Here is an 18,639-nt window from a genome sequence, read left to right as displayed (position 1 = left end):
TCCCTTAAACGTTAACTGAAACGGTATATGTGACGATAATGTATATAAAATGTGTTCACCTTGTGTCCAAATGATATATTATTACACCGTGTAACGTTTTTAAAGTGGGTTGGCAGGAAGTGCAAAAATTTGGCAAGAAAATACCACAAGGCTGAAAACTTGGAGTAAAAGTATCGTAAATATAGCCAAAGCCATTATTCTCTTATATTGCGTTTTTGCTAAAACCTATTACTTAAATTCTTTTATCAAAGTATTCCGACAGCATTCCTTTCACACTTTTCGCGTTAAATTGGGCATTTCTTGCCTCATGCGAAATCAACAGCCTACTTCCTATATAAATGCCAGCCTCTTCATAGGCCCGTATCTTATTCATATTCTTCTCTACATAATCCATATTATCCAGCATTCCCAGGTGCTCCAAATAGACCTCCTGCCTAGTCCGCATATCAAGCAAAGTAAAATCTGGACTCACCGTCTTGTATTTTGAAAGCTTCAGTGGCTTCTCGTACAAATAAGGAATCCCCAGCTCATCCAATATATTCGAAATCAGCACCTCCGACTTCGACCTCATCTTTATTCCCTTACTATTCTCATATGTAAGAGCTTCACTATAATAGTCAAATAGCTCATACTCCTGCGCCAACCATTCCGCCACATATTCCTCGTCAGACTTCTCCACTGGTGTAACCAAGGCCATTTTGGCTTTAACCATTTTTAATCCAATATGCTCAATAGCTCTCCCATCATACAATCTTTTCATACTATTTAACAGTTTCACTTCCCTCTCGGCTGCTTGTATAGCGTAATTATCATATTCCTTCTGTGCTAATCGACTCGCCAAATCTATATCAGAATACTTTATGTATTTTCCATTTGAATCGCCGCCTTTTTCTCTTTTAAAATACTGAATCTTATTTCTACACTTTGCAGTACGTAATTCTCCTTCTGGAGCATTTTTCAATTCAATCTTCTTTGTTTCAATAATCGTATCAAGCTCCACCTTGCGAGCATTCAATAGTTTTAAAATCTGTTTGTAACTTGTCATATGTTTCCTTTCCATTTCTCATCTATCTTTTAACTATAGAACTCCCCATCCCCTTCCTATTTATAGTCAGCAATATAGGCCACTGACTATAAATACAATAGAAGCCAGTCCTTTAATAGTCATTTTCGCCGTCTCGGACTATATATATTTCCATCCGCCTGTCCATATAGTCATTTTGACTAATAATTGACTATATATTCCCTATCGTCTCGTAATTTATAGTCCGATAGCCCAATTTTGACTATATATAGCCCGCTAGAAGGCTCCTATATAGTCACAGCCCATCTCCACCGACTATATATCCTCTATCTTTTCTCCTGATATAGTCCAACTAATAAATCTCGACTATATTTCCCAGCCTTAGTCAGCATATATAGTCCAGCCAGTAAATCTCGACTATATTTCCCAGGCTTAGTCAGCATATATAGTCCAACATTCCTCTTTTACCAGACCAGCCAATCCCCAGCCCCAATCCAGCCACTTTAAACTAATCACCAGCCCAATCAAATATCTATTTTCCTACCAATTTCACAACCTTTGCTATTGCCAACGCCAACTTTCCAAAAAGGCGCACTGCAAGAAAGCCACCTATTGTTTCCCCGAAAGTATAAAATGGAAATAATGCCCTGTTTGCACTCCAGGACATGAACCTGTGAACCAGGTTCAAAAGAATCGTGTTTCGATACGAAAGATATTAGCATGCTCCCCCACTAAAGTCTATGTGAAAAAGCAACAAAAAAGCTCACCACAACAGTGATGAGCCTAATGTCTAGTTGAATCCTGGGGTTAAACTATTGCCAGTGTAAGCAACAGTTTCAACTAATCTGATGATTAATTGAATCCTACTACCTTCTGGGCAATCTTGTATGCTGTGATAGAGATTGCGCGGCCGCCGTGGCCTGGAAGGTTTGTAGTTGCACACATGAAACCATAGCGAAGCTTTCTATATAAATAGTAATCCTGCTCTTTGATGTATCTCCAAAGATCATGACGCTTCTGTTGATGTTCCTTTGTGCCACTCTTCATAAGAAGAACTGTAGAGATAACTGTAATCATCTCTAAGTAATTGAACATGTATTTCTTAACATGATTATCCTTAATATTCTTGTAGTCGTAAGCTTCCATCATAAGCTTGTTGACTTTGATTTGCTGGTCGATACGAGAAATCATAACCTTCTCGTTAACTGACTGATCATCACGACCAATAAAGTAACGATAGAAGTCTACGTCCAAATAGTACATAGTCTTAACGTATGGAAGTGGGTAGAATACATAAAGGTTATCAACATAGAATGTGTGCTTTGGGAGCTCCATTCCACAATCACGTAAAAGCTTTGTGCGATAGATAACTGAATGCATCAAAATGTACTGGCCCTTTTTAAAGTGGCCTGTCTCATCCCAAGAAAAGTACTTGTTCTTTGGAAGGTTTGAGTATGACATAACCTTCTTGTGATGAGCCCCTTCCTTTTCGTATACGTAGTTTGAAATGAGCATATCAAGCTGCTTGCCATTTTCAACTGAGCTACGTAATACCTTTAAGATTTTGTCATATGCATCTGGGTCTACCCAGTCATCTGAGTCTACAACCTTGAAGAATAAGCCTGTGGCATTTTTAAGACCTGTGTTAACAGCCTGACCATGACCGCCGTTTTCCTGATGAACAGCTTTGATAATGGTAGGGTGTTCTGCTGCAAGTCTGTCAGCGATTTCTGCTGTGCTATCTTTTGTAGAACCATCGTCTACTATTATTATTTCTACATCTTCACCACCATGTAAAAGTGTCTCTACGCAATGCTCCATATAAGCTGCTGAGTTGTAACATGGTACTGCAAAACTTAGTAATTTCATAAATACTCTCCTAACTAATTTAACCTTTACAATTTTAACAAATCATACTGAATTCTTCAACGGCACATCATCCTATTTGAACCATCAATTATTGCCCAGTTTCCCCAAAAACATGAATTCACTAAGATGAAAAAGTTTTTCATACAACATTACAGTTTTCGTTGTCAACACATTATTAAGGGTGTATAATAACATTGTTATCAACACAAAGAAATTTTTGCGTTTTAAAGGGACAGTAATGTATGATTAAAGATGTATATGGATATGTCAGTGATCTACCGGCGGGATGTATTACAGAAACTGACATCTATACAGATTCGGGGGCACTTCTTTGCCCAAAAATGACAGTCATCGACCAAAAGATTTTAAAGTCGTTGTCTGACTATCACGGGAAAATTCACGCTACAATTTATTATTCAGATGCGGATGAATTCGAATTAGAGGATGATTTTCCACTTCCAGATGATTCCATATGTTTTGATGAAAGCTTCAGAGAGTACGCCATGGAGTCTTTAGCTAGGCTATATGCTAATCTCGATGATATAGATAGCTTGACTAAAGGAATCATTCAAATTGGCGAAAAAGTTTGCAGCATTATAAATGACTCTAAATCTTTGAGCCTTAACCTTTCAAAGCTAAAGGTATGCGATGAGTACACTTACAGACACTCAGTGGATGTAGGTACAATGGCAGCCATATTAGCAAAGGCTTTAGGAGAATCTGATTCATTTGTTAAGGATATTACCGTTGTAGGACTTCTTCACGATATCGGAAAAGAAGAAATTCCAAAGGATATATTAAACAAACCAGGAAAGCTTACAGCCACAGAGTTTGAATTAATCAAAACTCATCCAGTAAGAGGATATCGCCTGCTTGCCAACTCTCCTGACCTTACAGAGGAGATGCGCCAGGCAATCCTTAACCATCATGAAAATATTGATGGCTCAGGATATCCTAGAAGTCTTTCTGGCGACCAGATTGGAAAGATGGCTCAAATCATTTCTATCGTAGATGTGTATGATGCGCTTGTTACTGCAAGGCCATACAAGAGAGCCTACACTCCTGCAGAAGCAATTGAAATAATGTTTACAATGAGTAATAAGTTTAATCTGAAATACTTCAGAGCATTTCTTACAATCGTAAACATCTATCCAAATGGTTCTACCATCAAGCTTAGCAACGGTGAGGAAGGTGTGGTTGTTCGTCAGAATAGGGCATATCCACTTCGACCAGTTATTAAGATTACAAGCATTCAAACGGTTGTTGATTTATCAAATGATCGCAATTATCTTAGCACTGTAATTGTTAAATAAAACCTTATAAAAAAACTAAGGGCAGCTCTTTCGAGCTGCCCCATTTTATTTCTTTATTACTCTTCTGTTGTCTCTTCTACAACTGCTTCTACTTCTACCTCTTTCTTCTTTGCAAGGTATTTCTTTACTGCAAAGTACTCAAGGCAAGCAATGAGAAGAACAAGTACTGCATCGATAGCGAAGAGAATCTTCTCCCATGTAGGAAGGCCTGCGTTGATTTCTGAATCATATGCACGGCTGTTTACTACAGTGTAAAGAATGTTGTGAGAAGCTGTTCTCATAGCAATTACTGATGTAGCAGATTCCTGATCTGTAACTGTAGACTGTGGTGTAGCGTATGTTGCAAGCATAAGGTCGCAACCATTTCTAATCATACGGTCAGAATCCTGATATCCGTATCCACCGAAGTAATCTGTCTCTGCAAGACCTCTGAATCCCCACTCGCCACGAAGTACTGTGTTAAGAAGCTCTGAGCAAGCCTCAGCTGGTACTGTACCGATGTTGTTGAATGCAACCATTGTTGCACCTGGGTTTGAGTTCTTGAATACAATTTCAAATGACTTTAAGTAAATCTCACGCAATGACTGCTCATTGAGCCATGTGCAAAGGAAGTTTGTTCTGTTTGTTTCCTGATCATTTGTTGCAAAGTGCTTAACGTATGAGTATACGCCCCACTCTCTTGCACCATTTACAGCGTTTGCACACATCCAACCTGCAAGTACGCCATCCTCTGAGTAGTACTCGAAGTTACGTCCTGCAAATGCTGAACGGTGTGTGTTTGTAGCTGGAGCATACCAACCAGAAACATCCATGTCGTTTGCCATACGGCCAATTGACTCACCAAATGCAAGTGCAATGTCCTTGTTCCATGTGCAAGCAATCATAACTGCTGCAGGGAATCCGATAGAACCCTGGCCTGTGAAGTTGTTGTTGATTGAAGCAGGACCATCACAATCGTATGTCATAACCTTGCCGATTGAATCAACTGCTGATGTCTCGTATCCACCGAGCTCGATAAGTGTGTTCATATCTGAAACTGTAAGCTCATCGAGAAGTGTATCCCACATTGGATCATCGTAATCAAGACCACGAAGATCTGCAAGCTTAACACCATTGTCAGCGCCTGTTGTAGGCATTACATCTGAATCATTATTGTAATCAGTAGGATCATAGTTTGTCTCGTTGAAGTATGTAGCCTTTGCTTCATCAGACATCTCATAGCTTGTTGGAGCAGCTGTTGCCTCGTCATAGTTAGCGAAGCCATCTGCACGTGAAAGGTAAGTTACATCACCTTCTGCGAAGCCAAACTGGTTTGTAGCTGCAACCTGATCTGACTCACGCTTGTTTGACTCATCATAAACGATTGTAGAGCCAACTGTTACTGTATCTGTAGCAATCTTGTTGTGTGAATCTGAGTTGATAGAAATCTCATAATCACCAGCCTCAAGTACATAGCAGCCCTCGCCGTATGTATCGTATGAAGCCATATCTTCAAGTGCAAATGAGATGTTGATTGTCTCTGATGCACCTGGCTCAAGTGTAGAAGTCTTTGCAAACTGGATTAAGTTTGCAGCTGCCTTCTCGATGCCGCCGTTTGTGTATGGTGGGTTGTAGTAAACTTCTACAACATCCTTACCAGCAACATCACCTGTGTTAGTAACTGTTACATCAAATGATACTGTTGTACCATCATTTGTAATAGGTCCCATCTCCTGAGAGAATGTTGTGTAAGATAATCCATAACCGAATGGATAAACTACTGCAGAGTCGTAATCGAACTCCATGTTGCCAGCTTCTGCCTCAGCGTAAGCTGTCTCGTAATATTTGTAACCAACGTAAATACCTTCAACATAATTTACGAATGTAGGATAAGCCATGCCGCCCTCAGCGAACATATTCTCATATCCGTACTCATCCATGTTTGTGTAATCGAAATCCCCAAAGTTGTTTGCTGTTGGTGTAGCAAATAAGTCTGCTACAAATGTGTCAGCTGTCTTACCAGATGGGTTGATCTGACCTGCAAGAATCTCGCCAAGTCCGTCGAAACCAGTCTGACCTGTACCTGGGCAGTAAAGAACTGACTTAATCTGTGAGTAATCGTTAACGAAGCCAAGCTCCATAGCGTTTGCTGAGTTAACAACTACGATAACCTTGTCAAAGTTTGCTGTTACTTCATCAAGAAGTGCCTGCTCTCTGTTTGAAAGCTCAAGGTATGACTTAGATGCATCAAGATCATCCTTCTGATCTGAGTAACGCACACCTGTTGCTCCAAAGAAGCTAGAGCCATCATCGCTGTATGTCTCTTCTCCATCATATGACTGTGGAAGATCTGCTCCCTCACCACCTGAACGTGCGATGAAGAAAATTGCTGTATCTGAGAAGTCCTTAGCATCTGAAATAAGGCTGCCATACTCAGAAACTGTTGGCTCAGGAATTGTCCAATCCTGTCCCATCATACCTACTGTAGGTCTTTCTGTTCTCCATCCTGTATAGAAATCTACAAGGTCCTGATTGTACTCGATACCTGCATCAGTAAGACCTGTAAGGAAATCAACTGTTGGATATGCATCTGAAAGTGCACCTGATCCTGTACCACCATAAATTGGGTTTGTTGAAGACCAACCAAATACGTTGACCTTTGTGCCTTCTGCAAGAGGAAGTGCTGCATCATCATTCTTTAAAAGAACAATACCCTCTTCAGCAATTTCTGTTGCGAGAGCCTTTGCCTCTTCGATGGCTTCATCTGAGATTGTGCCACCTCCCATTGCCATGTTTACCATAGAGTAAACTGGTCCAAGTAGAATTGTATTAACTACTACAACTACTACTAATAAGAAAGCTAACCAAGCTTCTTTTCTGATAAAGCCCTTAAGAGGCTTCTTAGCCTTCATCGCGCAAATTGTAACGATGATTGCTGCAACGAGTGCCACGCCTAAAACGATAAGCTGTGGAATCATTGTCTGTAGTACGGCGATAACGTCCGCAATGTTGATTGATAACATTTTCTTCTTCTCCTTCCTTTCAACTAACGTTAAAAGATATATCTCATTCGGCCTTTGGTGTTTCTGGGAAGATGATCTTATTTACAAAGAAGAACACCACCATAGAAACTCCGCCGTTGAGTACTGTAGTTCCGATGTTGTACAGCCAAGCTGGTACAAACATTCCTGCAACTGCTACCCAGATGCAGTTAATTGAGTTAACGATGCATGTGATTACAATGAATGCTGCAATATACCATGCAATCTGCTTGCCAGGCTTATCGTGATTACGGAAAACGAAAAGCTTCTGGATTGGGAAATTGATGCACTCACCAATTACCATTGCAATCATGTAAGCTGTAAAGTAAGCAAGTCCTCCGTGTGCCTGGTCATAACCAAGGATATTCCAATCAAAAGTCTCACCTGCGATTGTAAGTGGAATTCCTGGCCATCCAAATGCTCTATCGCCTAAGAATGCGAAGGCTGCTGGTAAAAATGTAAGTAACAAATACTTAAATACTGTAATCAAGTTACTTACTATTACAAACAAGCCACCTTCGCGCACCCACTTTGCTGCTGCCGGATGCTTCTCGGCGAAACTATTCCATATATTCATCAAAATCCTCCAGTCCGTCTGTTACACTCACAAGCATTATGTTTCTCCGTTCATACATTATTCACTTGAGAAACATAATAGCTTGTTAGTTACAGACTCACTTATTATTCTCTATGATTTAATCTACTCTCATATTTTTTATTCATACGACGGTTGCGGAAGAATCCTCCAATCACACCACCAAGACCTCTGAAGAAGTGTCCATTGGCGATTGTTACGATTGACTCAACCATTTCACGGCTAACCATTCCGCCTGACATCTTGCTGATTGCTCTGAAAGGCATGTTGTAAATGAACATTGTGTTCAAGTCTGGTACACCCTTTTCATAAGACTTATCAAGATTGTTCTTGAGAATCTTGTAAACCAATCTGCAAAGTCCGCTCTTGGCATCCTTCATCTGGCAAAGAGCATCGTTGATATCAAGTGGTCCAACCTTTTCCTCAGGAAGTGGCTTAGCATAAAGCTTTTCAAACTCCTCGTAATGAACGTTTCGAACCTTTCCTGTCTTGTAGCTTGGAAGTGTTTCGATGTCGTAAGGAAGCTCTGTAATTGTGCCTTCCTTTGTGATTGTTCCTGTAAGTACGATGTCAGCAACGTTCTTTCCAACGTAAATCTGATACTCACCGCCTTCGATTTCCCACTTGTTTGATACAGTTGAGAAATAACGGAATGTCTTGTCATCAAATGGAATCTCTACTTCCACTGATTCTCCAGCCTTAATCCATACCTTCTTGAAGCCCTTAAGCTCTTTCTTAGGACGGATAAGTCCTGACTGACTCTTACCAACATAGAGCTGAGCAATTTCAGCACCGTCGCGCTTTCCTGTATTTGTGATAGTGAACTTAACACCATCCTCTGTAACAGAAAGTGCTGAATACTCAAATGTTGTATAGCTAAGTCCATATCCAAATGGGAACTGAACTGCCACATCTGCTGTATCGTAATAACGATATCCAATGAAAGGTCCTTCGCGATACTGAAGATTTCTCTTTTCCTGACCTGCGTAATTAACAATTGAGCAGTCCGCATATGCGAATGGATAAGACTCTGAAAGCTTACCAGTAGGAATTTCCTTTCCTGTGATGATATCAAGAAGAGCTGACGCTCCAGCCTGACCTGTTAAGTATCCGTGAAGCAATCCCTGGAGATTTGAAAGCCATGGCATCTTTACTGATGAACCAGCACTCATAACACCAACGATGTGCTTGTTGTAAACTGTAAGTTCCTCAAGCTCTTTAATCTGATACTCAGGAACGTCGATAGACATTCTATCTGCTCCCTCGCTCTCTGCGATTTCATCAAGACCAAAGAAGAATAAAACAACATCTGCTGCTTCAGGATCATCAATAACCTGTAAATCGTAATTTGCGATTTGCTCTCTGATGGTCTCTACCTTTGTTGAGTTAACCTGTGAGCTTCCTGAACCCTGATAACGTGGCTTATCCACGAATGGTCCTCTAAGGCATACCTTTGTGCCTGCTGCAAGTGGAAGGATGTCCTCGTCGTTCTTAAGAAGAACTGCTGAGTTAACAGCTGCCTTCTTTGCTATCGCGTGGTGAGCTTCTTTATCAAAGCCCTTTGTGTGGTCGTTTTCTTTGAAGTAGATTGCTGCTTCGATAATAGGAAGAATTGCTCTGTCGATTTCTTCCTCTGTAATACGACCTTCGCCCTCTGTAGCTGCCTTGATAAGCTCTCTAGCTGAATCAAGTCCTGGGTTTGGCATTTCCACATTTGACTGACACTTAACACCAGCAACGTGGTCATTACTTGCACCCCAGTCAGTAACTACGATTCCATCAAATCCCCATTCATTTCTGAGGATATCCACAAGCAAATGCTCGTTTTCATTTGCATACTTGCCATTAACTTCGTTGTAAGCAGACATGATTGTCTTTGCTCCACCCTCTTTAATAGCAATTTCAAATGCTGTAAGGTAAATCTCTCGAAGTGTACGCTCATCAACAACTGCATTCATTGCCATTCGGCGATACTCGCGAGAATTAACTGCGAAATGCTTTGGACAAGAATAAACATGCTTGCTCTGTATACCCCTTACATAAGAAGCTGCCATCTTGCCGGCGAGGATTGGATCCTCACTAAAGTATTCAAAATTTCGTCCGCAAAGTGGAGAACGTTTCATATTTAAGCCTGGACCAAGAAGTACATCAACGTTCTGTGCTACTGCCTCCTCACCAAGAGCTGCTCCAATTTCTTCACCAAGACTTTCGTCCCAGCTGTTTGCTACTGTAGCTGCTGTTGGAAAACATGTAGCTGGAAGAGATGCATTAAGCCCCAAATGATCTCCTGCCCCCTCCTGACGACGTAAGCCGTGAGGACCATCTGAAAAAGAAACCGACTGAATTCCAAGTCTTGGAATATCTCGTGATTCCCACTCATTTTTTCCGCTCAAAAGAGCTGCCTTCTCCATAAGTGTAAGCTGTGAAATAATTTCCTTAGCGTCCATACTAATCCTCCGTTTTCTTGATAATAATTTACCACGAATAAAAAAAGACAAGCCATCCCGAAGGACAACTTGTCATTTATCACGGATAACTGGCATTATTTGCTTGCAGCTAACAGCACTTTCAGCTTAAACCAGCCATCTTCATAGCTGCAATTCATTGCGCCGCCGTACTTTTCAGCAACCTGAGTAATGGACTTAAGTCCATAGCCATGCTTTACGTTATCTCCCTTTGTAGTTTTAGGTAGGTTGTTCTTTCCAAAAAAACTACGCCTCTGATTGTTGCGAAGCTTTACATTTTCACTGTCAGAGTAATTATCACACTCTACAATGATAAATTGGTTTCTTTTGCGAACTGAAAGCGTGATAAGACGCTTTTCCTTATCAGCAACCTGCTGCGATGCCTCGATGGCATTGTCCAAAATATTACCAAATAAAGAACATATATCCTTTACGTGGATATCTGACAGCAAATCACCATCAACCATTGCATTTAAAGTGATGTTCTTCTTTTGGCACTGAAGGCTCTTTGTAGTAAGCACCACATCAAGAACCTTGTTTCCAGTGTTCATAAAGGATTCCTGGATTGCAATTGCCTGTTCCATATCTGCAAGAACTTCTGAGCGACGCTCCGGGTCATCCTCATTTTTTAAAGCCATGACATAGTGTTTCATGTCATGCATCTCCTTACGCAATGCTTCTGAATTATCTATTGCAAGCTTGTACTGCTCGTACTGCTTTTGAAAAAGCTGATTAATCTCTGTACTTTCCTTTCGAAGGGCAAGCTCGTTTCTGCGGCCCATCTCTGTCATTAGCATCAGCATGCCTCCGAAATCTACCAACGTACGAACATAAAGCATGTTCTCTGTAGCAGAGAATGGCGTTCTGCTATTTACAAAGCTGATGTTTGACATAATGAAAGCGCCAATACCTGTGGCGATAACACTTATCATCTCTTTATTACTGATGTTAAGGTTTCTATTAGATGGCACATTGCCTCGCTCGAATCTGTAATAAACAATATAAGTTACAGTGTACACCAGGAGCATATTGAAAACAGATTCGCCCATACCTTCCTGCTCAGTAATTTTTACGCTCCACACATAAAGCTGCTTATAAAGGCTGGCAGCAAACTCTGCCAGTACAAATGCATGAGTCGTAAGAACCGCACAATCCCTAGGCTTTATATCCAAAACAATATAAAGTGAAAAGTACATAAGTCCTACTGCACCGATCATAGTAGGAATCCAAAAACCCAGTGGCAACAAACCCGCTATAAATTGAAATGCGACCAAGATAATAAATATAGCAATACAGTAAATAGCAAATTCCTTATCATGCCTCTTTTTCTTGTAGATATTAAAGTAAACAAAAACCGCTAGCCATTCAGCAATAGCGGTAAAAAGTCTTGGGGTGTCCTGTATATTAACAGGATTTAAAAATGCACTAAAATCCATTATAAAATGTCCTCCGTCAACGCAGCCATAAACTCTTTCTTTCTGGCGCGACTTATTGGAAGCATTACATCATTTGTTAATAAAACTTCCTCTTTTTGTACAGCTTCAACCTCTGATAGATTTATCAAATATGCATTATGGCACTTGCTGAAGCCATGGTCCATAAGCATCTCATCAAAACGCTTGAGAGGTCCCGCTGTAACGTAATCAGCATCCTTGCAATGTATAACCACATTGTTACGCTGACTTTCAATATAGATAATATTGTTGCAATCCAGCTTCAGCTGCTTGTCATCAACAGCAACCTTTATATAAACATGCTGTTGCTTGGCCTGCACTCTGACTATTGCCTTGTCGAAAATCTGCTCAAACTGATGATATGGTACAGGCTTAAGAACATATCCTAGCGCATCCACTGCATATCCCTGCACTGCATACTGAACTGTGGATGTGATAAAAATAATGATAACATCAGAATCCACCTGGCGGATTTTCTCTGCTGCCGCCATACCATCCAAATGCTTCATCTGAATATCCAAAAGGATAATATCAAACTGTCCCTTATAATCATCCACCAAATCAATTCCATCTGGCAGATATGTAATATTAAACTGCTGATTCTTTGCTGTACTATATTTACTTATATAATTCTTTAAAACTGAAGCCTGCTCCAGCTCGTCTTCAACTATACAAACATTAATCATGCTATTAAAATAATACAAATTTGAATTGTGCGCAAGATTAAAAAAGGTCCTTGCCATAGGCAAGAACCTTAAAAATCTATTAGTCTTGAGACATCTTTGCAAGCTTAGCAGCCTGATCTGCTGCGATAAGTGCATCAAGAATTTCCTGGATGTCACCGTTCATAATCTTATCCAGCTTGTAAAGTGTAAGGTTGATACGGTGGTCTGTTACACGTCCCTGTGGGAAGTTGTATGTACGAATCTTTTCTGCACGGTCACCAGTACCAATCTGTGAGCGACGCTCTGCAGCTTCTGCATCCTGCTGCTTCTGAAGCTCTAAATCATAAAGCTTTGCACGAAGGAGTGCGAAAGCCTTTTCCTTATTCTGAAGCTGTGACTTTTCTGTCTGGCTGTAGATAACAATACCTGTTGGGTAGTGAGTAAGACGAACAGCTGAATCTGTTGTGTTGACACACTGACCACCATTACCTGAAGCACGCATTACGTCAATACGGATATCCTTTTCATCAATCTGGATATCTACTTCTTCTGCCTCTGGCATAACTGCTACTGAACATGTAGATGTCTGGATACGGCCCTGAGACTCTGTCTCTGGAACACGCTGTACACGATGTACACCAGACTCGTACTTAAGGATTGAGTATGCACCAGTTCCCTTAACCATGAACTCGATATTCTTCATACCACCGATACCTGTCTCGTCTGCTTCAAGAAGCTCAACCTTCCATCCACGTGACTCTACGTAATGTACGTACATACGATAGATTTCTGCTGCGAAAAGTGCTGCTTCCTCTCCACCTGCACCTGCACGAATTTCCACGATAACGTTCTTATCATCGTTAGGGTCCTTAGGAAGAAGTAAGATTTTAAGCTCCTGCTCAAGGCGCTCAACCTCTGCCTGAGATTCCTTCATCTCTTCCTTTGCAAGCTCTTTCATTTCCTCATCTGATTCAAGCTCGAGAAGCTCTAACGAATCCTGAATATTCTGCTTGTGAGCTGAATACTGCTTGTAAGCCTCTACGATAGGTGCAAGCTCAGCCTGCTCCTTCATGAGTGCTCTAAATCTGGCATTATCATTAGCCACATCTGGCTCAGAAAGCAAGTTCATTACTTCCTCGTATCTTAATACTAAATCTTCTAATCTATCAAACATGCTAAAACCTCCATGTTATTAACCACTTTATTAACAGACACAATACACCTGCGTCGCTATAGATGTCCTTTAACGACTCTATCGTTGCCTGCTAAATCCTTTATTACTTCAACGTCCTTGAATCCTGCCTCTTTGAATAGTGCAGAAACATCAGGCCCCTGGTCATAGCCGATTTCAACTAAAAGCCAGCCACCATCGTTAAGATAATCTCCTGCCTCAGCAGTGATTTTCTTATAGAAGAAAAGGCCATCCTCTGTGCCATCTAATGCAAGACGAGGCTCATGATCCTTTACCTCTGGCTCCAACTCATCCACTACTGCAGATGGAATATATGGTGGATTTGATACTATGGCGTTGAACTTGCCACTAACTGGCTGGAACATATCGCCTTTAACAAAATCCGCCTTACGGCCTACAAGCCTAGCGCCATTCTCGCGGGCAACAGCAAGTGCTTCCTCCGAGATATCTACACCTATTCCTGAAAGCCCCTGGCCCAGGACAACAAGAGATAGAATAACACATCCGCTGCCAGTACACAAATCCAAAATATGGCTACCACTAGGAATAACCTTGAGAGCCTCCTCTACGAGAGTCTCGGTGTCCTGACGAGGGATGAGAACATTTTCATTTACCCAAAATGTGATGCCCATAAAGTCCTGCTCTCCAGTGATATGCTGGAGTGGCTCGTGGCCTGCTCTCCTTAAAAGGACATCCTTATATTTATAAAGAATATTATTATCGATTTCTTCTGATTGCTTCAGAAAATACTGAGCCTTTGAAAGACCGCTAACATATGAAAGAAGATACCAAGCATCTATCTTTGCATCAGCAATATTTTCTGATTCCAGTAATACTATTCCTTTATCTAAAGCCTGTTTAAAAGTCATACCTAAAAACACTCCCTGTTTTCTTCGATGAATCCTTCCCAATCAAACACTGCTTCTACTGAGGCAATTCCAACCTCAATCATATCGTCGTCTGGCTCCATTACTGTAAGTCGCTGCAGCCATAGCCCTGGCTTTGAAAAAATATTTACAAAGCCATTTTCATGACGACCTGCAAGCCTAATAAACTCATAAGAAATACCAGCGATAACTGGAATAAGTAAAAGTCTTGCAATGAGCTTTACCCATGTGTTATCGAAAGAGATAAACATGAAAACAAAAACTGAAATAATGAATACAATGAAAATGAAGCTAGTTCCACATCTCTTATGAAAACGTGTGGCTGTGCGAACATTTTCAACTGTAAGAGGCTTTCCTGCCTCGATACAATTAATGCATTTGTGCTCTGCACCGTGATACATAAAGGTACGCTTGATATCATCCATATGAGAAATCATCACGATGTAACCAATAAAAATACCGATACGAATAAGTCCTTCGATGAGAGCAATCAACGCCTGCGACTCAATATATTTGTTTAACCCAAGGGAAATAAAGTAAGGCAATGCAAAGAAAATACCAAGAGCAAGCACAAATGACAACACCAATGTGCCACCCATTTCAGCTTTTTCCTTTTTCTCAAGCTTTTTGAGCTCTTCCTCTGAAAGCTTTGATTTATCGACGGCGTCCTCTTCGTCCTCGAAGAAGCTAGCTGAATACATAAGTGTGCTAAGGCCAATCACAAGTGAATCAATAAATGATACCATTCCTCTGATAATTGGAATCTTGTGCCATATGTCATTTATGTCTTTTGTATTTTTAACATCTACTGCAATAGATTTGTCTGGTGTACGAACTGCTACGGCATATTTGTTGCCGTTTCGCATCATGACGCCTTCCATTACAGCCTGTCCGCCTATGCCTGAATACTTCATTTTAAGCCCCCTACACGAAATAAAGGGCTGAGACGAATCTCAACCCTTAAAAGTCCAAATAAATGACTACTTTGCGTCAATACCATACTTCTTGTTGAACTTGTCAATACGTCCACGAGCCTGTGTAGCTTTCTGCTGGCCTGTGTAGAATGGATGACACTTTGAACAAATTTCTACGTGGATGCTCTCCTTTGTAGAACCTGTTACGAATGTGTTACCGCAGTTGCAAGTAACTGTAGCCTGGTAATAATCTGGATGGATACCCTGTCTCATTTAATTTCACCTCTCATAATAATTTTTTACAATTTCCAACTGTAATTTGTGAGATAAAAATCTCGAATACTGCTTAAATGCGAGGGTCTCGCATTTCATCCCGATTAACAGCTTCTCAAGTATAACATGGAATATGCTAAAATACAACCCCTGTTTTACCATCTGATGCTTCTTCCTGGTCTGAATCCTCCATAGTCTTCAGTCGACCAAAGAAATCTTCCAGCTTATCCATAAGTTCTTTTTTATCTATTGATTTAAGTATATAGTCCTCTGGCCCTAAGCCAACGGCTCTTATAACCATATCTCTATCACTCTTGCCAGTCAAGAACATTACTGGAATATTTCTGGCTTCCGGATCTTCCTTTAGCATGCGAAAAACTGTAGGACCATCCATTGATGGCATCTCGCAATCCAGTAAAATCAAATCTACGTTTTGCGAATTGTCCATCAGCCAATGGATAGCCTTTGTACCAGCGTCAAGCATAGTAATCTGATATCTGTCCTTCATCCACTCATGAAGCATTCGCATATAAGTTGCATCATCATCTACTATTAGAATGTGACGCTGTCTTGCAGGTTTGATTTCGCCCCCTAATGCCTTTTCCAATGTTTCCAGCAAGGCATCCATATCAACAGGCCTATTAAACCATCCTACGATTGCTGATTTAGGGATGATTTCTGTAGCCTTTTCATACTCCGCTTCTTCCCCTACAAGTATAAGCAAACGTTCCTGCTCCAAGCATAGCTTTCTCATTTCGTTTAAAAAATCTTCTCCGCTTGGAGTGTAAATCTCGTCATCCAGATAGTAGATTATGGGCTCACTCTCATCAATAGCCTCCTCTATCTGAAATATACTTGGACGAACTGGCACTCCCTCAATTCCTGATTCTTGCAGCTTTTTTTGAATTCCCATTACTGAAAAGCTGGACTTTGAACTGATAAGCGCAACTTTACTTTGCTTTTCATTTGAAAATCCGTAATCCATTAGTTACCCCCATTGTTAAGCATTTTTTTAGCTGATTCAACAACACCCTCATAATCAAGCTTCTGTAAAAGCTCTCGTACATGTTTCATTTCCGATTCTACATTTTCCGGCATAGCATATTCATCTAATGAATCTAAAACCATCTCTGTAGATGTGTAATCACAAACGCTGGCCATTTCTATAATTGAATAAATAGCATCCTTCAATTCCCCTGAATCCAACGTTTTCTTTGTTTCTTTTACTTCTTTATATGATTTTTCCAGGCTTAGGTATTCTCTTATTAATTCCTTGTGATGAGATTTTATATAATCCCAGTCGTTTTCATTTCCTGCCTTTTCCAAAGCTTCCGCTTTACTTGAAATGGACATTTCACCTATCAATCTAGCTGTACTCTTCAGTCCATGAACCTTGATAGTGTAGTTTTTAATATCTTCTGCTTCTAACAATTGATCCAAATTCTTTGCTGTTTCTTGAATCGTGGATACAAAGATTTTAATCAGCGCTTTTCTCTCGTCATCATTGGACGTTAAAGACTTATTATTCTTTAAATCACTGATAGATTTCTTTACTATCTTTTCTGCCGGTACGTATTTTGTCAGCACCTGTTCTAGAGCTTCTGCATCTATTGGCTTAGTCAAATAGTCGTTAAATCCCTTTGATATATAAAAGTCTTTAGCTCCTGCGATAGCATTTGCCGTCAAAGCAATTACTGCTGTGGACTCATCTATCATTTGTCGCTTTTTCAGAATCTCCAGCGTTTCTACGCCATCCATATCCGGCATCATATGATCCATGAAAATGATATCGTAGTGTTTTTCCTCTATTCTTGAAAGAGATTCTGGCCCTGATTCTGCCAAATCAGGAATGAAATCATAGACCTTCATAAGGTTCTTGGCTACCACCAGATTCATTTCATAATCATCTACAACTATAATGTTGGCTGTCGGCATAGATGGATAAGTATACTTATTCCTTCGCATATAGCTGCGCTTAACACGTTTTCTATAATCCCCCAGCGGCTCGTCATTAATGATTCCCTGTCTGATTACAAATGAAAAGGTAGAACCCTGTCCATACACACTTTCCACTTTCAGGTCGCTTCCCATCAGCTTAAGAATTTCTATTACAATTGGTATTCCCAGTCCAGTACCTTCTATATTTCTATTGCGCTCCTCCTCTATTCTAGTAAATGAAGCAGATAGTTTTTCCATATCCTCAGGCTTAATACCAATTCCTGTATCCTGCACACTTACGCCAATATCAATTGCTCCATCTGATCTGGATTCTTCCCATATATTAAGGGTTATTACACCTACTTCAGTGTATTTTACAGCATTTGTAAGCAAGTTATTGATAACCTGCCCCAGTCTGACATCATCGCCAAACAAAGTAGTAGGTAGATTGGTATCTACATTTACATCCATCCTCAGGCCCTTTGATTTAGCTCTAGTAGTTACAGCCGTAACAAACCCATTTATCATTGTGGCCAAATCGTACTCAACCTGGATTATCTCCATCTTGCCCTCTTCCAGCTTTGAGTAATCCAAAACACTGTTTACCTGGGCCAATAGTGCCTTTCCAGCCTGCTTAACGTTAGTTGCATACTCAACTATCTGTTCATCAGAACTCTCCCTGATAATCATTTCATTCATACCAAGGATAGCATTAATAGGCGTTCTTATTTCATGAGACATGTTTGCTAAGAACTGGCTTTTTGCCTTACTTGCAGAATCTATAGCATCTAGCTGACGTTGCATAAACTCATTCATGCTATTTATTTCTTTTATAACATTCTGTGCAATTCTAAGTGCCACAATAATGGCAAAGATTAAAAAAATGGAAAAAACAACGATTAGTTTAATGAATTGATTTCTACTAAGCGTGCCGTCAGAAATGACGGCAACTGAAGCTAGTAGTGCCCCCACTACAATAAATAATACTACTGTTACAATTAAAATCATTTTAATGTAAACAGATTTCATA

At 40.3% G+C, this 18,639-nt stretch carries 14 protein-coding genes; 1 reads left to right on the top strand and 13 read right to left on the bottom strand.

Annotated elements, in window-relative coordinates; all coding sequences use genetic code 11:
• Nucleotides 1–232: 232 nt before the first annotated feature.
• Together T375_RS00375 and T375_RS00365 are read right to left on the bottom strand one after the other, a co-directional pair.
• Nucleotides 233–1,045 (bottom strand): PDDEXK family nuclease, encoded by an 813-nt coding sequence (locus T375_RS00375; RefSeq protein ID WP_155952382.1) that lies wholly within the window; start codon nt 1,043–1,045, stop codon nt 233–235.
• Between the two features lie 831 nt (nt 1,046–1,876).
• Nucleotides 1,877–2,893 (bottom strand): glycosyltransferase family 2 protein, encoded by a 1,017-nt coding sequence (locus T375_RS00365; RefSeq protein ID WP_044933718.1) that lies wholly within the window; start codon nt 2,891–2,893, stop codon nt 1,877–1,879.
• A gap of 242 nt (nt 2,894–3,135) precedes the next feature.
• Here T375_RS00365 and T375_RS00360 point away from each other — a divergent pair, with 242 nt between their 5' ends.
• On the top strand, nt 3,136–4,206 hold the full coding sequence (locus T375_RS00360) for an HD-GYP domain-containing protein (RefSeq protein WP_049960215.1): 1,071 nt from the start codon (nt 3,136–3,138) through the stop codon (nt 4,204–4,206).
• Between the two features lie 56 nt (nt 4,207–4,262).
• Here the strand turns inward: T375_RS00360 and T375_RS00355 are convergent, their stop codons facing one another.
• The 11 genes from T375_RS00355 to T375_RS00305 form a co-directional block, all read right to left on the bottom strand.
• Nucleotides 4,263–7,208, bottom strand: coding sequence for a glycoside hydrolase family 3 protein (locus tag T375_RS00355; protein WP_044933716.1), 2,946 nt, complete (start codon nt 7,206–7,208; stop codon nt 4,263–4,265).
• Nucleotides 7,209–7,251: 43 nt separating this feature from the next.
• Nucleotides 7,252–7,803, bottom strand: coding sequence for a GtrA family protein (locus tag T375_RS00350; RefSeq protein WP_044933714.1), 552 nt, complete (start codon nt 7,801–7,803; stop codon nt 7,252–7,254).
• A gap of 104 nt (nt 7,804–7,907) precedes the next feature.
• On the bottom strand, nt 7,908–10,268 hold the full coding sequence (locus T375_RS00345; RefSeq protein ID WP_044933712.1) for a glycoside hydrolase family 3 C-terminal domain-containing protein: 2,361 nt from the start codon (nt 10,266–10,268) through the stop codon (nt 7,908–7,910).
• A gap of 95 nt (nt 10,269–10,363) precedes the next feature.
• Complete coding sequence (locus T375_RS00340) at nt 10,364–11,503, bottom strand: ATP-binding protein (protein ID WP_197019830.1); 1,140 nt, start codon at nt 11,501–11,503, stop codon at nt 10,364–10,366.
• Nucleotides 11,504–11,721: 218 nt separating this feature from the next.
• Complete coding sequence (locus tag T375_RS00335; protein ID WP_242839244.1) at nt 11,722–12,483, bottom strand: LytR/AlgR family response regulator transcription factor; 762 nt, start codon at nt 12,481–12,483, stop codon at nt 11,722–11,724.
• A gap of 22 nt (nt 12,484–12,505) precedes the next feature.
• Nucleotides 12,506–13,579, bottom strand: a complete 1,074-nt coding sequence (gene prfA / locus T375_RS00330) for a peptide chain release factor 1 (protein ID WP_044933709.1) — start codon at nt 13,577–13,579, stop codon at nt 12,506–12,508.
• Between the two features lie 56 nt (nt 13,580–13,635).
• A complete protein-coding gene (gene prmC / locus T375_RS00325; RefSeq protein WP_044933707.1) occupies nt 13,636–14,466 on the bottom strand; it encodes a peptide chain release factor N(5)-glutamine methyltransferase in 831 nt (276 codons plus the stop codon).
• 2 nt (nt 14,467–14,468) lie between these two features.
• The gene (locus T375_RS00320) at nt 14,469–15,398 is read right to left on the bottom strand and encodes a DUF1385 domain-containing protein (protein ID WP_044933705.1); all 930 of its coding nucleotides are present in this window, start codon (nt 15,396–15,398) and stop codon (nt 14,469–14,471) included.
• Nucleotides 15,399–15,464: 66 nt separating this feature from the next.
• The gene (gene rpmE / locus T375_RS00315) at nt 15,465–15,671 is read right to left on the bottom strand and encodes a 50S ribosomal protein L31 (protein ID WP_015550865.1); all 207 of its coding nucleotides are present in this window, start codon (nt 15,669–15,671) and stop codon (nt 15,465–15,467) included.
• A 136-nt stretch (nt 15,672–15,807) separates the two neighbouring features.
• Entirely contained in the window at nt 15,808–16,656 is an 849-nt protein-coding gene (locus T375_RS00310) for a response regulator (protein ID WP_044933702.1), read from the bottom strand.
• Nucleotides 16,656–18,638, bottom strand: coding sequence for an ATP-binding protein (locus tag T375_RS00305; protein WP_049960214.1), 1,983 nt, complete (start codon nt 18,636–18,638; stop codon nt 16,656–16,658). The genes T375_RS00310 and T375_RS00305 overlap by 1 nt, the downstream gene beginning before the upstream one ends.
• Nucleotide 18,639 lies beyond the last annotated feature (1 nt).

Source organism: Pseudobutyrivibrio sp. LB2011, assembly GCF_000701765.1.
GTDB classification, from domain to species: domain Bacteria; phylum Bacillota; class Clostridia; order Lachnospirales; family Lachnospiraceae; genus Pseudobutyrivibrio; species Pseudobutyrivibrio ruminis.
The sequence above is the reverse complement of the archived record's forward strand: the minus strand, read 5'-3'. Positions and strand labels throughout refer to the sequence as shown.

Bases quoted from the DNA above. Each gene is read 5' to 3' on its own strand.
- T375_RS00375 (WP_155952382.1), bottom strand. From the start codon at position 1,045: ATGACAAGTTACAAACAGATTTTAAAACTATTGAATGCTCGCAAGGTG.
- T375_RS00365 (WP_044933718.1), bottom strand. From the start codon at position 2,893: ATGAAATTACTAAGTTTTGCAGTACCATGTTACAACTCAGCAGCTTAT.
- T375_RS00360 (WP_049960215.1), top strand. From the start codon at position 3,136: ATGATTAAAGATGTATATGGATATGTCAGTGATCTACCGGCGGGATGT.
- T375_RS00355 (WP_044933716.1), bottom strand. From the start codon at position 7,208: ATGTTATCAATCAACATTGCGGACGTTATCGCCGTACTACAGACAATG.
- T375_RS00350 (WP_044933714.1), bottom strand. From the start codon at position 7,803: ATGAATATATGGAATAGTTTCGCCGAGAAGCATCCGGCAGCAGCAAAG.
- T375_RS00345 (WP_044933712.1), bottom strand. From the start codon at position 10,268: ATGGACGCTAAGGAAATTATTTCACAGCTTACACTTATGGAGAAGGCA.
- T375_RS00340 (WP_197019830.1), bottom strand. From the start codon at position 11,503: ATGATCGGTGCAGTAGGACTTATGTACTTTTCACTTTATATTGTTTTG.
- T375_RS00335 (WP_242839244.1), bottom strand. From the start codon at position 12,483: ATGGCAAGGACCTTTTTTAATCTTGCGCACAATTCAAATTTGTATTAT.
- prfA (WP_044933709.1), bottom strand. From the start codon at position 13,579: ATGTTTGATAGATTAGAAGATTTAGTATTAAGATACGAGGAAGTAATG.
- prmC (WP_044933707.1), bottom strand. From the start codon at position 14,466: ATGACTTTTAAACAGGCTTTAGATAAAGGAATAGTATTACTGGAATCA.
- T375_RS00320 (WP_044933705.1), bottom strand. From the start codon at position 15,398: ATGAAGTATTCAGGCATAGGCGGACAGGCTGTAATGGAAGGCGTCATG.
- rpmE (WP_015550865.1), bottom strand. From the start codon at position 15,671: ATGAGACAGGGTATCCATCCAGATTATTACCAGGCTACAGTTACTTGC.
- T375_RS00310 (WP_044933702.1), bottom strand. From the start codon at position 16,656: ATGGATTACGGATTTTCAAATGAAAAGCAAAGTAAAGTTGCGCTTATC.
- T375_RS00305 (WP_049960214.1), bottom strand. From the start codon at position 18,638: ATGAAATCTGTTTACATTAAAATGATTTTAATTGTAACAGTAGTATTA.